Raw genomic sequence first — 17739 nt, 5'->3', positions numbered from 1 at the left:
TCCATTGATGATTGGCTGGGTTGATCGAATCGGCGGCAGAGCTAATCACACTCGGGCGCGCCGCTCAAAGGCATTGTCGCGCACTCAGAAATTCAGCGAGTATTTCGCCGGTGCGGGAGTCCCGGTTGCGGGCCACCTGTTCCGGGGTGCCCTGGGCGACGATGGCGCCCCCGGCCTGTCCGCCCTCGGGCCCCAGGTCGATGAGCCAGTCGGCCTCGGCAAGAATATCCAGATCGTGTTCGATAACCACGACGCTGTGCCCCATGTCCACCAGTCGGTGGAGCACGCCGATCAATCGCTCCACATCCGCCATGTGCAGCCCGACCGTGGGTTCGTCCAGAATGTACAGGGTCTGGCCCTGAGGGACGCGTCCCACTGACGGCCTGGCCTTGGTGAGCTCGGTGACCAGCTTGATCCGCTGGGCCTCACCGCCGGAGAGGGTCGGACTGGGCTGTCCCAGTGTCAGATAGCCCAGTCCGGTGTCCCGTAGCAGCTCGAGAGCGTGATGGATTTTCGAATGGGCAGCAAAGAAGTCCACGGCGGATTCGATGTCCATTTGCAGAACCTCGCCAATGGAGCGGCCGCGCCAGCGCACCGCCAGGGTTTCCGGCGTGAAGCGCTGTCCGTGACAGGACTCGCAGGGCACGGTGACATCCGGCAGGAAGTTCATCTCGATGCGCCGCATGCCCTGGCCGTCGCACTCCGGGCAACGGCCCTCCCGGGTGTTGAAAGAAAACCGCCCCGGGCCATAGCCGCGGATGCGGGCTTCTTCGGTCTGCGCGAACAGTCGCCGAATGTCGTCATAAATGCCGACATAGGTGGCGGGGCAGGAGCGGGGCGTTTTGCCGATGGGGGTCTGGTCCACCTCCAGGACCCGCTGCAGTGACTCCCATCCCTTGATCCCCCGGCAGCCGTCCGCCCGCTGCCGCTCGCCGTCACGACTTAGCCAGCGCCGCAGGTTGGTGTGCAGGACATCCCGGATCAGGGTGCTCTTGCCGGACCCCGACACCCCGCTGACCACGGTCAGGCATCCCAGCGGAATATGCGCCTCAACCTGCCGGAGGTTGTTGGCATGAGCGCCCTTGATCAGCAGCGCCGGACCCTGATGAGGGTCCCGCCGGGCGGCCCGCATCGGGTGCTTGAGTGGATTGGACAGGGCCCGACCGGTCACGGAGTCCGGATCTTCCAGCAGCCTTGGCAGCGGCCCCTCGGCCACCACCCGTCCGCCGCGGACACCGGCGCCGGGCCCCAGGTCGATGACGTGATCCGCCTGGCGGATGGTTTCTTCATCGTGCTCCACCACCACCAGGGTATTGCCCTTGCGCTCCAGTGCCCGGAGTGTCTCCAGCAACAGCCGGTTGTCCCGGGCGTGCAGGCCGATGGTGGGTTCATCAAGGATGTAGCAGACCCCCTGAAGATTGGAGCCCAGTTGGGCTGCCAGCCGGATACGCTGGGCTTCGCCGCCGGACAGGGTCGGGGCGGCGCGGTCCAGGGTCAGATAGCCGAGCCCCACCGCGGACAGAAACTGCAGCCGACTGCGCAGCTCTGCCAGGATATCTCGGGCGATCTCGGCATTCCGGCCTTCCAGCCCGGGTGCTTCGAAAAAGGCCCGGGCCTCGTCGATGGACAGGGCGCCAAAATCCGCGATCCCCCGCCCGTCAAAGCGTACGGCCAATGCCTCCGGTCGCAGGCGATGGCCATTGCAGGCAGAGCAGGTCTGCGGCTCGTCGCTGTCATCGGCCCGCCACTGGTTTTCCTCGCCGGTCTGCTCGGCATCAAAGCCCGGCAGGCGGGTGCCCGTGCCAAAGCATGACGGACACCAGCCATGCCGGGTGTTGTAGGAAAAAAGCCGGGGATCGAGTTCCGCGAAGCTGCGGCGGCAGCTGGGGCAGGACCGCTCGGTGGAAAACAGGGCGGTCTCGCCGTCGCCGGTCTGCACACGGATCTGGCCGCGTCCGTAGGCCAACGCCTGCGCCAGCGCCTCGGTGAGCGTCGACTCCGCCGACGGGTCCGGGGTCAGGGTGGCCACGGGCAGGTCGATATCATGTTCCTGGTATCGATCCAGCCTCGGCCAGTTGTCCGTGGGCTGGTCTTCGCCATCCACTCGAAGGTGAGAGAAGCCCTTGCCGGCGGCCCACTGGGCGAGGTCGGTGTAGTACCCCTTGCGGGCCACCACCAGTGGCGCCAACAGCTCGATGGGTTGGCCCCGGCGGTTCTCCAGCAGATGCGCAGCAATCGCGTCCTGATCCTGATGGCTGATGGGCACCTGACAGTCCGGGCAAACCTGGGTGCCCAGCTTCACGAACAGCAGGCGCAGAAAGTGATGCAGTTCGGTGAGGGTGGCCACCGTGCTCTTGCGGCCGCCCCGGCTGGTGCGCTGCTCGATGGCCACCGTCGGCGGTATGCCGAACACGGCATCGATGTCGGGGCGTGCCGCCGGCTGCACGAATTGCCGGGCGTAGGCGTTCAGGGACTCCAAATAGCGGCGCTGGCCCTCGTTGAACAGAATATCGAAGGCCACCGTGCTCTTGCCGGAGCCGGACAGCCCGGTAATCACCGTCATGCCCTGACGGGGTATGCACAGGTTGATGTCCCTCAGGTTGTGCTCCCGGGCATGATGGATTTCGATGCCGTCAGGCCGGCGCACCGCCGCGTCCGGAGGGGCCGGTTCGGCCACCCCGGGTGATGCTTGCCCGTCCAGTTCGGCGCGATAGCGCTTCAGGGCGGCCCCGGTATGGCTGCCACTGACTTCCATCAGCGTCCCGGGTGGCCCCTCGGCCACCCGGTGGCCGCCACCGTCGCCGCCTTCCGGGCCCAGGTCCACCAGCCAGTCCGATGCCAGCATCACATCCAGATTGTGCTCAATGAGCAGCACCGAATGCCCCGCCGCTAGCAGACGCTCGAAGGCGGTCAGCAGGACGCTGATGTCGGCGAAGTGAAGACCGGTGGTGGGCTCGTCGAAAAGAAACAGCTTGTGTCCACCGCGACGCCGGCTTGCCTTGGCCAGGTGCCCGGCGAGCTTCAGGCGCTGGGCCTCGCCGCCGGAGAGGGTGGGCACCGGCTGGCCCAACTGCAGGTAGCCCAGGCCCACCGCCGCCAGTGGCTCCAGTCCCCGCAGGACTTCCGGTTGATCGGCCATGAATTCGCGGGCCTCGTCCACGGTCATGGCCAGGCAGTCGGCGATGGAGGCCGGAGGACGGCTGGCACCGGACGCCGGGGGCAGGCGGACCTCGAGGACGCTGTCGCGGTACCGCTTGCCATCGCAGCTGGGGCAGCGCAGGTAGACATCCGAGAGAAACTGCATTTCGACGTGTTCAAAGCCGTTGCCGCCGCAGGCAGGACAGCGTCCGGCCCCGGCATTGAAGCTGAACGTCCCGGCGGTGTAGCCCCGTTCGCGGGCCAGCGGCTCCCGGGCAAAGGCCTTGCGGATGGCGTCAAAAGCCCCGACGTAGCTGGCGGGGTTGGAACGGGTGGTTCGGCCGATGGCCGCCTGGTCCACCAGCACCACTTCGTCGATGGTGTCAGCGCCGTCGACGCCATCATGATCGCCGGGCGGATCCACCGCCTCGCCATGGCGCTTGCGCAGGGCGCGGTAGAGCACGGTTTCCAGCAACGTGGATTTACCCGAGCCGGAGACGCCGCTCAGGCAGACCAGTCGGTGCAGCGGCAACCGCACGTCGATATTTTTCAGGTTGTGCTCCCGGGCCCCGCGAATGACCAGCCATTCTGAAGGCGCCGGCCGTTCCTCCCGGTCCAGGGCCGCGACCCGCCTCTCGCCCCGCAGGTAGGCGCCGGTCAGGGAATTGGCATCCGCCAACAGTTCGGCGGGTCCGCCGTTAAAGATCACCGCCCCGCCATCGCGACCGGGTCCCGGACCGATGTCGAGGATCCGGTTCGCCGCTCGCATGATGTCCGGGTCGTGTTCCACCACCACCAGCGTGTTGCCGGCGTCGCGCAATCGTTGCATGACCCCCGTGATCCGGCCGATGTCCCGCGGATGCAGACCGATACTGGGCTCGTCCAGCACGAACAGGGTGTTCACCAGCGATGTGCCCAGGGCGGTGGTGAGGTTGATGCGCTGAACTTCACCCCCGGAGAGCGTCCGTGACTGACGATCCAGGGTGAGGTAACTCACGCCGACGGAATCCAGAAAACCCAGCCGGGCCTGAATCGATTGGAGCAGCACCGGGACGGCTTCGTCCAGCGGCGATGGCAGCGCCAGCTCCTCGAAGAATTGATGGAGGGTATGCAGGGGGAGGGTCATGAGGTCATGCAGACACAGCCCGGGCAGCCCGTGGAAGGCCTCCGCCGGCATGGTGACCCCCCGCGGCCGATGGCGGTCCGCCGGCGGCCGCGCCCTGGCGGATTCGGCATGCCCGCCGAGACGCCACTGCAATGCCTCGGGTTTGAGGCGGGCGCCTTCGCAGTCCGGGCAAAGGTCGTAACTGCGGTATTTGGACAGCAGCACCCGGACATGCATCTTGTAGCTCTTGGACTCGAGCCAGTCGAAGAATCCCTGCACGCCATACCACCGCTGACGACCCCGGCCCTCGCCCTCCAGCACCCACTGACGATCGGCTTCCGGCAGGTCCTGCCAGGGAATGTCCACGGCGACCCCGGCGCGTCGCGCGTGCCGCAGCAGGTCCTGCTGACACTCGGCGGACTTGCCGGACTGCCACGGGCGGATGGCGCCCTCCGCCAGGCTGCGCTTCGGGTCCGGAATCACCAGGCCATAATCAATGCCCATGACACGGCCGAAACCGCGGCAGGTTTCACAGGCGCCCATGGGTGAGTTGAACGAGAACAGGCTCGGCGTCGGCTCACGATAATGGCGATCGCAGTCGGCGCAGTGCAGGTCGGTGGAGAAGCGATGGGTGGCCACTGGCTCGCGCTGGTCGTTCAGCTCCACCACCACCAGCCCGCCCCGGCCGCGCTCAAAGCTGGCCTCCAGGGCTTCAACGATCCGGTCGCGGCGATCCGGGGTCACCCGCAGCCGGTCCTGGATCACCCGCAGACGATGGGGGTCCAGCGACTCCACCCGGGTGTATCCCTGACGATCCAGCAGACTGCGGATTTCCGCCTCGTCGTAGTTTTCCGGGATATCCACATCGAAGCCGATTAGCACCCGGGACTCCGGGCAGCGGGTCATGAGCCGGTGATAGACGCCATCCGCAGTATCCCGGGCCACTTCGCGGCCACAGCCGCCACAGAACAGCGTCGCCGCCCGGGCAAACAACAGCTTCAGGTGGTCGTTGAGCTCGGTCATGGTGCCCACCGTGGAGCGGGAGGTGCGGACCGGGTTGGTCTGGTCGATGGCAATGGCCGGTGGAATGCCCTCCACCCGGTCGGTGGCCGGGCGATCCATGCGGTCCAGAAACTGCCGGGCATAGGGTGAAAAAGTCTCGACATAGCGCCGCTGTCCCTCGGCATACAGCGTGTCGAAGGCCAGGGACGATTTGCCGGAGCCCGACACCCCGGTAATGACGATCAGCTCGCCGGTGGGCAGGTCCAGGTCCAGGTTGCGCAAATTGTTCTGGCGAGCGCCGCGGATGCGGATCGACTCGTCATTCATGGTCGCTCTCCAGTTTGTCTCGGACCAGTTGCCGCAGGGTGGTCAGGGCCTCCCGTCGGCCGGAAGCACCGATGGACCGGGCCATGGCGGTGGTATTCAGCGGGTCGCGGATGGCGGCGGCGAGCAGGGACTGCTCGGCGGGCGACAGTTTACCGACTATTTGCCGGCCCCACCGTTCCAGCGCGCCGTGGGTATCAAGCAGGGAGCGCTGCCCATGGGCGAAGACCTGCAGGTCCACCGAGTCCACCGTTGCGGTATCCGCCGACGGGAGGCCACGGCTCAGCCGCCTCTGCCGGGCCCGGGGCATTTCCTGCAGGGCATGGCGGCACTGGTCCGGGAGATGCACCGCCAGTCGGGCTCGGGCCCGAGTCAGCAGCATCCGACCGCCTTCACTGAGGCCGGTCAGGACGATGACGGCGTGTTCGCCGCTGCGCGGGTCGCGCCGGTTGCCCACCCGTACCACGTCCATCCCGCAGGCGTGCCAGAAGTCCAGCAACGGCCCGGTGCCGGCAAAGCTGGCCCCCAGCCAGTCCAGCGCCTGTTCGCGGGCGGCCTCGCGGGCGGCGGCGACCAGGTGACGACCGAGGCCCCGGCGGCGTCGCTGCGGGTGGACGGCGATGCGCTGGATCCGCAGGCCCTGATAGCCCGCGGCGTTGGCGATGCCGGCGTGAAAGGTCAGGGACTGGGCGATCAGATGCCCGGCCGGTCGCCGCTTACCCCGGTGGATGGCGTCGACCATGGCCGGGTCCATGCCCCCCTCCCGGCGGGCGGCTAGCACGCCCACCACCATGCCACCCTCCCGGAGGGTCCAGAGCTGCATCTCGGGGTCATCCAGCAACTGCCGGAGGTCCCGGGGTCGGGTCTGATAGTGCCCCGCCACCAGTAGCCCGAAAATGGCTTCCAGGTCCGCTTCGCCGGTGATCAGCGTCGCCGGGTCTTCGCACTGGATCGTCCAGGACTGCGGATCTCTACCGATTCCCGTAGCGGGTTCCGCGGCCAACAGCAGCAGCCGATGGGTCAGGGCTTCCAGCGGATCATCGGCGGACCAGCGAACCGGCTCCTTCAGGATGTGGCGATGCAGGCCATCGGCGGCCTCGGCGAGTGTGCCGGCGAGTTGCAATATCAAGCCTCGACCGCTGCCCTCGTAGCCGTGGACGGTACCGGTGAGTACACATCGCGGGTTCTCCTCCGCGAGCCGCGCCACCAGGGGCAGGGGCAATGCCGCGGCCTCGTCGATGAGCAGCAGGGTGTCTTCCGGTGTCACCGACTCCGGCGCGATGAATTCGGGCGGTGTGGGCCCGGCATGGGCCAGGACGGTGGATGCGGCGGCCCGCGAGGGGGCCGTCAGTCGCACTCTCTGATCGGCCAGAGCAGCCACGGCCATGCCCAGAGCGGCCGATTTGCCACGGCCACGGTCTGCGGTGATGAACAGCCGCGCCGGGTCCTCCCCCCGCGCGAGGCGCGCGATGGCGTCAACGATCCGCCGCTGATCCGTGGTGGCGGTGGCTTCTGTCGCTCGGATGCGCCCCGGCCGATCAGACACTGGGTCAGGACCCTCCGGCGACGGGGAATCGGCGTCCAGTGCTTCCACTGGAGCAAAGGCCTCCAGATGCCGGATCAGGCGATCAATGAAATGCCCTCGAAAGTCGCGCAGCGACAGCCCGTGACTGACCAGCGGCTGGAGCGCGGGGTCGGGCTGCCCGATCCACCGACGCGGCGGCGGGCTCAGAAGCAGCAACGCGCCGCCCCCGGCAATGGTTCCCGACAGGGCTCCGAAGTCGTCCGGATCGAATCCCGCATGGGCGTCCAGCACACCGGCGCCCAGGGTGCGGCCGAGCAGTTGTCGCGCGCCGCCCACGGGCACCAACCGGTAGGCGGTTTCGGGCGGGTGGGTTCCCACCCAGGCCACCGTTTTGGGGGGCACCGTCGCCAGCAGGGTGGTCGCCCATCGGCGGGTGCGGGTGGCCTCGCCGTAAATCCAGAGGATGCGGCGCGGTGGCAGCCCGCTCACTGATACCCCGCCGCCTGCATCCGGAAAAGTCGGGCATAACGGCCATTCCGGGCCAGCAGCGCCTCATGAGTGCCGCGCTCCTGAATCTGTCCCCCATCCAGCACCACGATTTCATCGGCCATGCGCACCGTGGAGAAGCGATGGGAAATCAGAATGGCCATGCGATCCCGGGTCAGGGACTGAAAATGCCCGAAGATTTCCGCCTCGGCTTCGGCGTCCATGGCCGCCGTGGGTTCATCCAGCACCAGCAGATCGGCTTCGTCCCGCATGAAGGCGCGGGCCACGGCGATCTTCTGCCATTGTCCGCCGGAGAGCTCCCGGCCGTCCTTGAACCAGCGCCCCAGCTGGGCGTGATAACCCCCCGGGATGTCATCAATGAAAGCATCCGCCAGGCCTTTCCGGGCCGCGTCCTTCCAGCGGTCTTCGTCTTCAAAGTGGCGCACGTCCCCGGCGCCGATGTTTTCGCCCACCGGCAGCTGATAGCGCATGAAGTCCTGGAAAATGATGCCAATGCGACGCCGCAGTGCATCGCTGTCCCAGTCCTGTAAATCGGTGCCGTCCAGCAGGATGCGTCCTCGGCTCGGGGCGTAGAGCCCGGCCAGGAGCTTGATTAACGTGGTTTTGCCGGAACCGTTGGCCCCAACCAGGGCAAGGCTCTGCCCTGGCTGCAGGTGCAGGTTGATGGCCTTCAGCGCGTCGGCGTCATTGCCGGGGTAGCGGAAGTCGACCGCTTCGAAGCGCAGCCCGTCTCCCGGGTGATCGCCCTCGGTGCGGGTGCCGGTGCCCACGGACACCGGCTGCTCCAGGTATTCGTACAAATTGGAGAGATAGAGATTGTCTTCGTACATGCCGCTGATGGCGGTCAGGCTGGCACTCACGGCGCTCTGCCCCTGGCGGAAAACCGTGAGATACATGGTCATCTGCCCGAGGGTAATGGCGCCGGCCACGGTGGTCATCACAATCCATGCATAGGTGGCGTAGAAGGCGAGGGTGGCAATCAACCCCAGTGCAAAGCCCCAGATATCCCGGCGCAGGGTCAGTCGACGGTCCTCCCGGTAGAGCCGCCGAAAGATGTCGCGGTAGCGCTGCATCAACAGTGGCCCGAGCTGGAAGAGCTTGACCTCCTTGGCACTGTCCTCCCGGGCCAGAACCGTTTCCAGATACATCTGTCGCCGGGTGTCGGGACTGCGCCAGCGAAACAGCCGGAACGCATCCCCGGAGAACTTGGCTTCGGAGAAAAACTGCGGCAGGCCGGCGAGAATCAGAATGGCCACCGCCCAGGGCGAAAACCCCAGCAGCAGGCCGGCGAAACTCGCCAGGGAGATGCCGTTCTGAATGAGTCCGAAGGTTCGGTTGACCAGACTGAGCGGGCGGCTGGACGCTTCACGACGGGCTCGCGTGAGCTTGTCGTAGAACTCGGAGTCCTCGAAGTCCGCGAGCTGCAGATCCTGGGCCTTCTCCAGAATCATCATGTTGACCCGCTGACCCAGCCGGGCCCGCAGCAGTGACTGCGTGGTTTGAATGGCCCGCTGACCGCCGGCGATTCCCGCCATGATGAAGCCTTCCAGCACCACCAGGCCGATCAGTTCGGGGGGCACGCCATCGCCCGCCTCGATGGCGGCCACCACGCCGTCGACAATCAGTTTGCCCACCCAGGCAGCGGCGGCCGGCAGCAGGCCCGCCACCAGGGTGGCGAGCGCCAGCACCACCGTCAGCAGCCGGCTGGTCTGCCACACCAGCTCGATGGCGCGCCGGCTGTAGCGAAACACGCCGAGGTACTGTTGCCAGGGTCCCGGTGGTGGCGTTGAGGAGTGCGTGTTGGGGGCGGCCGGCGCGGTCATTCCCGCAGTTTACCGGATGGCTTGACTTGCGGGGGGCGATATCGGTTTACTAACCCCATGATCAGGGTAAATATCAACGATTCCCGGTCCCTCCTCGGCAGCCTGCCTCTCCGGCTGCTGCTGCGCCTTGCGCGCAGTTAAATCACTCTCCACATCCAGTCGCTGAATCATCACCCCGCCGCCGAAAGCGGCGAGACTTCCATGGCTAATGAACGAGAGGCCGCCATGCGCAACGATCCTTCCGCCAAATATCAACCCTACCGGCCGGTGCGTCTGACCGATCGGCAGTGGCCGGACCGGACGCTAACCCACCCGCCGGTCTGGATGAGCACCGATCTGCGGGATGGCAACCAGGCCCTGTTCGAGCCCATGGACGTGCCACGCAAACGGGCACTGTACGACTGCCTGGTGGAAGTGGGGTTCGAGGAGATCGAGGTGGGCTTTCCCTCGGCGTCCCAGGCGGATTTCGACTTCGTCCGCCACCTCATTGAGGATGACGCCATTCCGCCAGGGGTCTGGATCGAGGTGCTGACCCAGGCGCGCCCGGAACTCATCCAGCGGACGTTCGAGGCGGTGGCCGGCGCTCCCCGGGTCATTGTCCATGTCTACAACGCGACCTCGCCGGTATTCCGGGAGACGGTGTTCCGTCAGGAGGCCAGCGGCGTTCGGCAGATGGCGGTATCGGCGGCGGAGCAGATTCGTGAGCTGGCCGCTGCCCGGCCCGAGACCGCCTGGCGTTTCCAGTACAGCCCGGAGACTTTCAGCGCCACGGAGCCGGATTTCGCCCGGGAGGTGGTGGATGCCGTGACCGAGGCCTGGGACGCGTCGCCGCAGGCGCCGGTGATCATTAACCTGCCGGCCACCGTGGAAATGTCCACGCCCAACGTCTACGCCGATCAGATTGAATGGATGCACCGCCATCTTCAGCGCCGGGACGGCATCGTTCTGAGCGTTCACCCCCATAACGATCGGGGCACGGGCATTGCCGCAGCGGAGCTGGCGCTCATGGCGGGGGCCGATCGGGTGGAGGGCTGCCTGTTCGGCAATGGCGAGCGCACCGGCAATGTCGATCTGGTGACGCTGGCCCTCAATCTCTACACCCAGGGGGTTCACCCCGGGCTGGATCTGTCCCGAATTAACGAAGTGCTGCGAACGGTTGAGCACTGCACCGGCATGGCCGTCCACCCGCGACACCCCTATGTCGGCGACCTGGTCTTTACCGCGTTTTCCGGCTCCCATCAGGACGCGATCCGCAAAGGCTTCGCCGCCCAGTCCGAGGACGCCGTCTGGCAGGTGCCTTATCTGACCATCGACCCGCGGGACATCGGTCGCAGTTACGAGTCAGTGATTCGGGTCAACAGTCAGTCCGGTAAAGGCGGGATTGCCTACCTTATGGAGCGGGATTACGGGGTCACCCTGCCTCGCCGCCTGCAGGTGGAATTCTCCCAGGTGGTTCAGTCCCATACCGACCAGGCTGGCGGCGAGGTCAGCGCGGACCAGCTCTGGGGGATTTTCCAGCGGGAGTATCTGAGTCTGAAGACGCCTCTGGATTATCAGGGGCACTCGCTGTTTGATGCCGGCGAGCGCCAGGGCCTCAAGCTTCGGCTGGGCAGCGAGGGCGAGCAACAGCTACTCACCGGCTTCGGCAATGGGCCCATCGATGCGCTGTTGAACGCCCTGAACAGTCCCGTGCGCGTGCAGCACTATGAAGAGCATTCCCTCAGTCACGGTTCCGACGCCGGTGCCATCTGTTTCATGGAGTTGACGGCGGCGGATGCCGACACCGAAGTGTTCGGCGTCGGGATGGACGCCAATATCGTCACTGCCTCCATTCGCGCCGTGCTGAGCGGCATCAACCGATTGGCGTCTCAGTCGCCGGCGGTGCTGGGCAATGCGGCCAGTGCGGCCAGGAAGGCTTCGCCATAGCGCTCCAGCTTGGTGGCACCCACCCCCGGCACGCTGGCCATCTCGGCCAGGGTGGCCGGGCGGGCCTCGAGCATGGCAGCCAGCGTCGCATCGTGAAATATGACATAGGGCGGCACGCCGGCTTCCTCCGCCAGGCGCCGACGCTCCGCCCTTAAAGCCGCCCAGCTGTCGGGATCACCCTGCCAGGGTGATCCACCGGTGATGGTTCGGCGGGGGCTTAAAGCCGGCCGGACCCGATCTTCCCTGAGCTGGATGGTGGCCTCTCCCCGCAGCAGGGGGCGACAGCTTTCGGTCAGGCGCAGCCCACCATGGCCGTCCGGGTCGGGCGCCAACATGCCATGGGCAAGAAGCTGGCGAATGATGGACTGCCAGTGGGAGCGGTTCAGATCGGTGCCGATGCTCCAGGTGCTCAGGCGATCATGGCCCAGTTGGCGCACCCGCTCGGTGCCATGACCCAGCAAGACATCGACAACATGGCCGGCGCCGAAGCGCTGGCCGGTGCGATAGACGCAGGACAACACCCGGCGGGCCGCGTCGGTGGCGTCCCGGGTGGAGGGCGGTTCCAGGCAATTGTCGCAGTTGCCGCAGCCGCCGGCGTGGTCTTCATCAAAATGAGCCAGCAGGGGCGGACGGCGACACCCGCTGGCCTCGCAAAAACCCAACAGCGCCTCCAGCCGGCGGTGCTCGTCCCGCTTGCGCTCATCGGTGGTATTGGCGGCGGCGCTCATCTGACGAACCCGGTAGATATCCTGCAGCCCATAAACCATCCAGGCGTCCGCGGGCAGTCCGTCCCGGCCGGCACGGCCGGTCTCCTGGTAATACGACTCCAGGCTCTTGGGCAGATCCAGGTGGGCGACGAAGCGGACATCCGGCTTGTCAATGCCCATGCCGAAGGCGATGGTCGCCACCATCACCAGCCCGTCCTCCCGCAGGAAGCGCTCCTGATGGTGCTGGCGGACGCTCGCCTCCAGACCCGCGTGATAGGCCAGGGCGGGAACGCCCCGGGTGTTGAGCCAGTCGGCGATCTGCTCGGTGGCCCGCCGGGACATGCAGTAGACGATGCCCGAAGCCTGGGCATGCCGCGCCTGGATAAAGCGCAGCAACTGCTCCCGGGGGCGCTGCTTGAGGCCGACGTAATAGCGCAGGTTGGGGCGGTCGAAGCTGGAGATGAAGGTTTTTGCAGTGTCCGGGAGCAGCCGACCAGCGATTTCGGTGCGAGTGCGGGCGTCGGCGGTGGCGGTGAGCGCCACCTTTGGCACATTCGGAAATCGCTCGCCGAGGACGTGCAGTTGCAGATACTCGGGACGAAAGTCGTGGCCCCACTGGGAAACGCAGTGCGCTTCGTCAATGGCAAAAAGGGCGATGGGGTGACGGGACAGGCGCTCCAGCAGGTCGCTGTTGAGCAGCCGCTCCGGCGCGACATACAGCAGGTCCAGGCTGCCGGCGCGGAGGGCCTGGTCCACCGCCCGCCGCTGGTCGGGGTCCAGCCCCGAGTGCAGAGCGGCGGCCTCGACCCCCTGCTGGCGCAGCGCACTCACCTGATCCTCCATGAGGGCAATCAGCGGCGAGATCACCACGGCAGTACCCGGGCGCACCAGCGCCGGAATCTGATAGCAGAGCGATTTGCCACCGCCGGTGGGCATGAGCACCAGCGCGTCGCCGCCCTCGGCGATCCAGTCGATGATCTCGCCCTGGCGGTCGCGGAAGCGGCGATAACCGAAGACCTGTTCGAGGACGGCCTGGGTCCGGGCAGACATGTTGCGCAGTCCGGGTTCTCCAGTTGGGGTGAACGGCGGGCTGCATGATAGGCGATAAGGGGGGTGCTTGTCCGCGACTGGGTGCGCGAATCAGTGGAAGTCCCGGGAACGGGTCGGCAACTCACCCAGCAGATGGCTCTGATCCTCGAATCGTCCCGCGATCAGGTGATGGACATTGCCCCGCCGCTCCCAGATGCCGATCACCCCGAGCAGGCGGGCACCGATCACCAGATGGCGCTGCCGCTTGGCCAGGTCTTTCCAGACCACCACATTGACGCTGCCGGTTTCGTCTTCCAGGGTCAGGAAAACCACACCACCGGCGGCACCGGGGCGTTGCCGATTGGTCACCAGCCCGGCGGCGCGGGCAATGCGACGGTGGCCATGGCGGGCGAGTTCGCTGGCGGGTCGGTATCCCAGCTTTTCAAGTCGTGGCCTGAGCAATGCCAGCGGGTGGCGTCCCAGGGTCAGCCCCAGGCGGCGGTAATCGCTGATCAGATCATCCGCCTCGGTGGGGGCGGGCAGCTCCACCGTCGGCTCCTGCACGGCGGTGTGGCTCAGCAGCGGGGTGGGCGACTCGAGCCCAAGCACTGCCCACCAGGCCTGATGTCGATGCCCGCTCAGCCCTGCCAGTGCCCCGGCCTCGGCCAGCGCTCGCAACCCGCCCCGGTCCAGGTCGGTCCGGCGGGCCAGGTCTGCGGTGTCCGCGAAGGCGCCGTCCCGCTCACGGGCAGCGACTACCTGTCGGCCGGCGGATTCGCCCAGTCCACGAATCATGCGCAGCCCCAGGCGCAGGGCATGGTCGCCATCCGGCAGGGCTTCCAGAGTGCAGTCCCAGTCACTGTGGCGCACGTCTACGCCGTGGACGGTCACGCCGTGGGCATGGGCATCCTGAACCAGCTGAGAGGGCGAATAAAAGCCCATGGGCTGGCTGTTGAGGAGCGCACAGGTGAAAGCCGCCGGGTAATGGCATTTAAGCCAGGCCGAGACATACACCAAATGGGCAAAACTCGCGGCATGCGACTCCGGAAACCCGTACTCGCCAAAGCCGCGGATCTGGTCAAAAACCCGCTCGGCGAAGGCGGGCTCGTACCCACGTTCTGCCATGCCTTCCAGCAGGCGTTGCCGGAAATGGCCCAGTCCCCCACGCTTTTTCCAGGCCGCCATGGCCCGCCGCAGCTGATCGGCCTCCCCCGGGCTGAAGCCGGCGGCGACCACCGCCAGCTGCATGACCTGTTCCTGAAAAATGGGCACACCCAGGGTGCGCTCCAGCACCCCCCGCACCTCGTCACTGGGGTAGTCCACCGGCTCTTCACCGGACCGACGTCGCAGGTACGGGTGAACCATGTCGCCCTGGATCGGCCCCGGCCTGACGATGGAGATTTCCACCACCAGGTCATAAAAACACCGAGGTCGCAGGCGTGGCAGCATCGCCATCTGGGCCCGGGACTCCACCTGGAAGACGCCCACGGTGTCCGCCCGGCAGAGCATGTCGTAAACCCGAGGGTCTTCCGCCGGGATGCGGGTCAGGCTCAGACACCGGTCATGGTGGGTGTCGATCAGTGAGAAACTTCGATGGATGGCGCTCAGCATTCCCAGCGCCAGGCAGTCCACCTTGAGCAGGCCCAGGGCCTCCAGGTCGTCCTTGTCCCACTGAATGATGCTTCGACCGGCCATGGCGGCGTTTTCGGTGGGAACCAGTTCGCTGAGGGGGCCACGGCTGATGACAAATCCGCCGACATGCTGGGAGAGATGCCTTGGGAAACCGATCAGGGCACCCACCAGGGTCAGTAGCCGATGGATCACCGGGTTGTCCGGATCGAACCCCACCTCACGCAGGCGTTCGGGGTCGATGGTCTGGCCGTCCCACCACTGCACGCTGCCGGCGAGGCGCTCCAACTGATCGCTATCCAGACCGAGGGCGCGGCCAACATCCCGCAGGGCGCTGCGGGGGCGATAGCAGATGACGGTGGCGGCGATGGCGGCGCGATGGCGGCCGTATTTGCGGTAGATGTACTGAATCACCTCCTCGCGCCGCTGGTGCTCGAAATCCACGTCAATGTCCGGGGGCTCGTTGCGTTCCCGGGAAATGAATCGTTCGAAGAGCAGGCTGGAGCGGGTGGGATCCACGGCGGTGATGCCCAGGCAGAAGCAGACGCTGGAGTTGGCGGCCGAGCCACGACCCTGGCAGAGGATGCCCCGGCGGCGGGCAAAATCCACCACGTCGTGAACCGTCAGAAAGTAGGGCTCGTAGCCGAGCTCCTCGATCAGGGCCAATTCGTGATCAATGGATCGCCGGACGGCCGCCGGAATGCCCGTGGGCCAGTGTCCATGGGCGCCCTCCGTCACCAGCTGGCGCAACCAGCTGGTCGGGGTGTGGTCCGCCGGCACCAGTTCCTCCGGATACTCGTAACGCAGCTCGTCCAGGCAAAAGCGACAGCGCCGGGCAATGCGCAGGGCTTCGGCGAGCATGCTCCGGGGAAAGTCGCGGGCCCGCTGCTCGCGACGTTGAAGGTGCGCTTCGCCATTGGCCGCCAGTTGACGGCCCACCGCGGGCAGCGGTTTCTGCAGGCGCACGGCGGTCAGGGTGTCCTGTAACGCCCGCCGCCCCCGGGCATGCATGCAAACGCCACCGCTGGCGGCTGCCCTGACGCCGTGACGGGCAGCGAGCCGGCGGCAGTGCTCGATCCGCTGGTCATCCCGGCCATCCCGCCGGGGTGAGGTGGTCAGCCACATGCGGCCCGGAAAGGTTCGGGTGGCCCATGCAGCGGTCTCGTCTTCCGTGTCGATGTCCGTAACCAGAAGGGCCAGACAGTCGGGCAGACCGGCTTCAAGATCACTGCGGTTGAGCTGGTAGTGGCCCTTGGGGGCCTGGCTGCGCGCCAGGGAGATGAGCGCCGAGAGTTGGCCATAGGCCGTCCGATCCGGCGCAATCAGCACCAGATGAAGGTCGTCATCCAGATGAAATTCGCTGCCGATAATCAGCTTCAGGGGCGTTTGCCTGGCGGCCGTGTGGGCACGAACCACGCCGGCCAGTGAGCACTCGTCGGTAATGGCCAGGGCTCTGTAACCCAGTGTCACCGCCCGGTTGACCAGTTCCTCGGGGTGGGACGCCCCTCTCAGGAAACTGAAATTGCTGAGGCAATGGAGCTCGGCATAGGGGGGCAGCGGTTGCGTGGGCGACATCAGGAAAACAGGCCATGCAGGTACCAGTGCCCCGGTTCACGGCGGTTGCGGAACACCCATAGTCGTTCGCCCGCCGGCGTGACGGCCTGATAGTAGTCGCGGCTGATGTCCTGGCCATCCCACCAGCCGGTTTCGATGCGCTCGGGCCCCTGCTCAATGACCAGTGGGCCATGGTAGTGCGGCTGCCCGCCCTGGCTGGTGAGCCGTTGCGGTTTGGCCAGCAGCCATGCAGGGCGGGCCATGGTGTCGGGTACCGGCGCGTCAGCGGCCTCTCCCGGCGGAGCATACCGCCAGGCGAATTCCGGGCGGTGTTCGTCATGGATCATCAACGCCTGAATCCGCTCCCGCCCAAGCCGATTGCCCAGGTTTTCCACCAGGGTGTGCCATGCCTCGGCCTCGCCGTCTCCGGTTTCGTCTCCCAGCAGGTCATGGCCGGTGGGGGCCAGGCTGTGCATTTCATCGACCTGTATTGACAGGCGGGTCACCCCCCGGGGCAGCGCCGAGGCCTCGAGTTTCTGGTCCAGCAGGCTGGCCAGTCGCCGGGGATCCCGGCCCGGGCGGTTGGTGCCCACAGTGAGCCAGGTGATGGGGTCATCCCCGTGATGCAGCCCGCAGTGCAGCTGCATGACACCGGCCTCCATGCGCCGCAGCTGCCCGCAAAGGGCGCCCAGCAGGTGGTTGATCCCCGGGCGCAGCAGGTCGCGCCGGGTGGTCTCTGTCGGTATGTCGATGCCGGCCTGAAAAGACGTTGGCGCCTGCCAGTCCACCCGGGGGTCGGGACGCTCTCCATAAGCCTTTTGCAGGGTGGCCAGCAGCGGTCGGCCGAGGCGTCGGGCAAGACTGTCCGCCGGCAGGGCATGAAGATCGCCAATCCGGTGGCAGCCCAGTCCATGGATGGCCTCGATCCGGTCGGGCTCCAGTTCGAGAGCCGTCACGGGAACGGCGTTCAGCCGGTGGGCGAGGTCCTGGCGTTTAAGCACGGGTGTGCAGTCACCCTGCCGAGCCAGTAGCCAGGCGGCGGTGGGCGTGGGGGCGATACTGATCCAGGCCTGATGGCTCACTTGATCCAGGCCATGACGGATGCGTTGGCGCATCGATTCGAGTCCGCCAAAGTATTTGAGGCTGCCGCCGATCTCCAGCAGCAGCGCCCGGGGGGGCTGAAGACTGATCCGTGGGCTGAACTGGCTGGCCCAGGCGGCGAGCTGTTCCAGGGCAACGGACTCGCGCCGGGGGCAATGGACCCGTTCCCGAAGACCTGTGGCAATGGCACGGGCCGCCGCCGTTTGCATGCCGGCGCGTATGCCGAGCTGCGTAGCCTGGCGATTGCATTGCATGACCCGGCTGCCCTGGGTGATGACCCAGGGCTCCGGGGCATTATCGGCGTCGCTGAGGGCCTCCATCGGCAGACGGATGAAGTGCAGACAACACCAGTTCATTGGCTCTCACCGT

7 protein-coding genes are annotated in these 17739 nt (G+C 66.6%); 1 reads left to right on the top strand and 6 read right to left on the bottom strand.

The annotated features are described in order from the left end of the window. Positions 1 to 64: 64 nt before the first annotated feature. Genes uvrA through GJ672_RS06795 form a run of 3 tightly spaced genes read right to left on the bottom strand, consistent with a single transcriptional unit; the run spans position 65 to position 9424 of the window. Entirely contained in the window at positions 65 to 5572 is a 5508-nt protein-coding gene (uvrA, locus tag GJ672_RS06805) for an excinuclease ABC subunit UvrA (RefSeq protein ID WP_154296481.1), read from the bottom strand. Next, positions 5565 to 7583, bottom strand: a complete 2019-nt coding sequence (locus GJ672_RS06800; protein WP_154296480.1) for a GNAT family N-acetyltransferase — start codon at positions 7581 to 7583, stop codon at positions 5565 to 5567. The genes uvrA and GJ672_RS06800 overlap by 8 nt, the downstream gene beginning before the upstream one ends. Next, on the bottom strand, positions 7580 to 9424 hold the full coding sequence (locus tag GJ672_RS06795; RefSeq protein ID WP_154296479.1) for an ABC transporter ATP-binding protein: 1845 nt from the start codon (positions 9422 to 9424) through the stop codon (positions 7580 to 7582). The genes GJ672_RS06800 and GJ672_RS06795 overlap by 4 nt, the downstream gene beginning before the upstream one ends. Positions 9425 to 9649: 225 nt before the next feature. On the opposite strand from GJ672_RS06795, the gene leuA reads away from it, so the two are divergent. Next, positions 9650 to 11350: a 2-isopropylmalate synthase gene (gene leuA, locus GJ672_RS06790; RefSeq protein WP_154297079.1), complete on the top strand. Its 1701-nt coding sequence runs from the start codon at positions 9650 to 9652 to the stop codon at positions 11348 to 11350. Here the strand turns inward: leuA and recQ are convergent. From recQ to GJ672_RS06775, 3 genes are all read right to left on the bottom strand, one after another. Continuing rightward, entirely contained in the window at positions 11293 to 13107 is a 1815-nt protein-coding gene (gene recQ / locus GJ672_RS06785) for a DNA helicase RecQ (RefSeq protein WP_154296478.1), read from the bottom strand. The genes leuA and recQ overlap by 58 nt on opposite strands. Positions 13108 to 13197: 90 nt before the next feature. Continuing rightward, positions 13198 to 16290 carry an error-prone DNA polymerase gene (locus GJ672_RS06780; protein WP_154296477.1) on the bottom strand — a complete coding sequence of 1031 codons (3093 nt, stop codon included), beginning with the start codon at positions 16288 to 16290 and terminating at the stop codon, positions 13198 to 13200. Beyond that, positions 16290 to 17726: a DNA polymerase Y family protein gene (locus GJ672_RS06775; protein ID WP_154296476.1), complete on the bottom strand. Its 1437-nt coding sequence runs from the start codon at positions 17724 to 17726 to the stop codon at positions 16290 to 16292. The genes GJ672_RS06780 and GJ672_RS06775 overlap by 1 nt, the downstream gene beginning before the upstream one ends. Positions 17727 to 17739: the final 13 nt, after the last annotated feature.

The sequence above is a fragment of the Spiribacter sp. 2438 genome (assembly GCF_009676705.1).
Lineage (GTDB): Bacteria > Pseudomonadota > Gammaproteobacteria > Nitrococcales > Nitrococcaceae > Spiribacter.
The sequence above is the reverse complement of the archived record's forward strand: the minus strand, read 5'-3'. Positions and strand labels throughout refer to the sequence as shown.